This window comes from Rhizobium terrae, assembly GCF_003425685.1.
GTDB lineage: Bacteria > Pseudomonadota > Alphaproteobacteria > Rhizobiales > Rhizobiaceae > Neorhizobium > Neorhizobium terrae.
The window spans coordinates 1-3,478 of sequence record NZ_QJKM01000054.1; the positions used below are offsets into that span (position 1 = coordinate 1).

At 54.7% G+C, this 3,478-nt stretch carries 2 pseudogenes; one reads left to right on the forward strand and one right to left on the reverse strand.

The features are described 5' to 3' along the window. Positions 1–153: 153 nt before the first annotated feature. Positions 154–1,559: pseudogene (locus DMO26_RS33185) on the reverse strand (IS701 family transposase). A gap of 242 nt (positions 1,560–1,801) precedes the next feature. Here DMO26_RS33185 and DMO26_RS35225 point away from each other — a divergent pair. Then, a pseudogene (locus tag DMO26_RS35225) lies at positions 1,802–2,548 on the forward strand (ATP-dependent nuclease); the annotation flags it as partial. Positions 2,549–3,478 lie beyond the last annotated feature (930 nt).

Sequence of the window (3,478 nt, forward strand, 5' to 3'; positions counted from 1 at the left end):
CGACATAGCTGAAGAGTTCCCCCGTCCGAACATCGCCGCCACGCATTCCATAATCCCCAAAGCCCCTCGGACGCAGTGAATCATTTCGAAGCAGTCAATGCCAGTGGCTTTTTCAACAGCCTGCTAGTCTTACTGCGTCACAAGTTTGTGGATTTAGCGGGCATTGTCCTGGTGCAGCATGGACATCGCTGAAGGCTGCGACTGAGTGCGACGGTCAAGTGCCTTCTGACGGTGGCGATCGAATTTGGCGCGTGTCGCTCGGGTCGGATCGGAGGATCCGCGGGGTCGATAATCTTGGGGAACGGCAGGTTGCGGGCGGTTTTTGGTTTCGGTCGGCGCTGAGGGGGGAATAGCCTGTCTCTGGGAGATGAGGAATCCGTAAGCGGCGATGCAGAGGCTCGCATGATGATGGAAACCTCGCCAGCCTCGCCCTTCGTAATGGCCGAGACCGAGTTCCTGTTTGAGTTCCTGATCGTCGCGCTCGATGCGCCATCGCAGCTTGGCGGTGCTGACGAGCTTTCCGACCGAAGCGTCGGCATCGAGGTGGAGAGCCAGTATTTGAGCGGCTCGGTGTCGCCCTCGGGCCATTCGATCAGCAGCCATTCCTCGGCGCGGGGCTCAGTCAAATTGTAATCCCTGGACGCAGGCCTCACGCGCACGGCGGCGAAGCGGGAGGCAAGGTCAGTGTTCGTGCCTTCCCGCCAGCCAATGGTCTGCCAAGCATCCTGCGGCAGTTCCTGAGCCAACACCTTCACCGATACCGGGCTGTGCTCGGGACTGCGGCGCATCAGCGAGGTTGGTCGCCCCTTTCCACGCCAAGGCTTGGGCGGCAATGGTTCTTCGCCGGGTCGCCAGACACTGAGTGTCGGTTGCACGCCCACGACATAGTCGAGGCCGAGCGCCGACAGGCCGGTGCGGAATGCGCCGTCCGCTCCATAGCCGGCGTCGGCCAACACCACGCCGGGTGCAACTCCGGCCGCTTGGGCGGCGCGGATCTGGTCGAGCGCAATTGCAGGCTTGGTCTGGAACGCGACGCTATCCGGGATCTTCGCCTTGTGCCGACGCTCGGGATCGGCGGCCCAGATCTCGGGCAGATACAGCCGATAGGCAATCGGTAAACTCGCCGCGACGTTGGCGATCGAGAGGCTGACTGCGACCTGGCAGTTGTCCTGCTTGCCGAGCTGGCCGCAATATTGCCGCGTAACCCCGACCGAATGCTTGCCCTTCTTGGGAAATCCGGTGTCGTCCACGATCCACGCCTCAATCGGCCCATGCCGCTCTATCCGCGGAAGCACCTCGTCGCGAACCCGCGCCAGAAGCGCCTCGTCCGACCACGGCGCTTGTCCGACGAAATGCAGTAGCGACTGATGCTTGGCCGATACCCGCGCTGGCGCCGTCACCGCCGCCAGAGGCTCGACACTCTTGCGCTCCACCGGCAGCATTAGTCCGAGGCAGTAATCGTTGAGCGGCTCCGCCCGATCGGCGTGGCCGATCACATCGACCAGCCTATGGACATAATCCGCAAAGGCTGCTTCACTTCCCGCACTCAGGCCATCCATCTCAGCTTTCTCCTGCTGACCACGAATCGCTTACGCTAGCACATCATTACCAAGCCCGAATCCCCGGATTTTGTGACTCAGTAAGACTAGTTGGTCCGAACGGTAGCGGTAAATCTCGGTTCGCAGCCGCGTTGAAGTCAGTGTTGCCGAAGGCAAGGCTGCTGGGTACCGACAGATTAACGGATATGGGATTTCAGGGATTTGGTTTATTTGGTGATAATCTTTCGGGTGGATACCAAAAGATGTACTTTCCGCAATTCAAGAACGCTGGGGAGACCTATGGTTCCGGAATCGACAGTTTCATCATTTTGGAAGAGCGTCCTGATATCAGAGTAAAAGTCGAGGCTACGCTTACCGACTTATTTGGCCGAAAAATAAGTATTGAGTGGGATTCTGGGAACCTCGTTCCAAAGGCGACTTCATCTGTGAGTGGCGAGAAGTATAGACTTGATCGCGAGGAATGCCACGGCATACGAGAACTGTTAGTTTTACTGACGAATTTGTATAATGATGAGCATAAATATCTAATAATTGATGAGCCAGAACTTAATCTTCATCCACAGTACCAAGCATTTTTCATGCAGGAAGTGCGTAAAGTAGCAGGTAAACCTGAGGCGGGGAAAAATCGAAAAGTCATTTTCCTGATCACCCACTCGCCTTTTATCATCGATGTGCGGAATTCTGATGACTTGGCTTCAGTCATATCATTTTCTTCCAACCACGATGTGCCCGTATCGATTTCCGATGCCTCAAAGCGACTGGTTTCGCTCATCCCTCGTCTTAATGTACATCACAAACAGCTTTTCTTTTCAGACAATCCAATATTTGTCGAAGGAATCCTTGATGCGCAGATGATTGAAGCGATCCAGGAGCGCCGTAACTTCTCCATAACATCTGCGGGAAGCTGCTTGATTGATGTTGGCGGATGCGAGGAGGTCACGAAATACGTGGAATTTTGCCGATCACTGAAAAAGTCAGCTTATTTCCTCTACGATCTGGACAGCTTATTTATTGGAAATCTTCGGCAATGCATCCAGGCGGACGGCACTGTATCGGATTTCTTGGCCCAACTCGGGTTAGGCTCGAAGTTCGGCCAATATTGCGGCCAGCTAGATCAAAGACTTTCGGAGGCTGTGCAGAAGATCAGGGAATCGTCTGACGCTTCACCGGAAATTGTTGGATTAAAAACTTACATCGAAGGCTTGGCAACGGGAGATGGCAAGCTTGTGGATAGGAATTTGGCGAAGGCGAGGGTTGCACTTTTAATCGACCTCCGCGAGCGCCGCGATATGATTAGCAATATCATCGGTGCCACATTGGCGGCGGACATAGACGGCAGGTTAAACCAAGTTATTGAGCTGTTACGCACGAAGAATGTCTTCGTCCTCTCAGGAGGTGCGCTGGAACATCACCTGCCGTTGTATGTCGGGGATCGATATCACCTAGCGGATGCCTCGAAGGTTGCAGCAGTAAGTGCTGAGGTTGCCGAGCTTTCACTGGGCGCACATGATGGGGAACTTGAAGCGCGATACGGTGAATTATTCGAGAATATTGCGAGGCTACCCGCCAAAGCTCCGGTGGATACGGACAGTGTTCTGATTGGATATCTCGCTGATTACGTACACGACGTTCAGGGGCGAATTATCTCTAATCCCGATTGGGGAGCAGAACAGTTGAATGCGTTCTTCGCTGCTTCCAGCTCTGGGATAGCGAAATTATTCCAGGTTTCAGACTTTAAGAAAACAGGTGAAAAGCAGTTCGTCGCGACGGTAACAGTTCAGGGAGCAGACGGAGGGAGTGTCAGGAATTTCGTGTACGGGCGTGCGGTTAAACATTTCGTTTTACGCCCTCGCGGCGTGGAAGCGGTCCGCGAAGAGAACGGCGAATTGGGATTTTGCCATCGCCCATTCTTTGGGTGG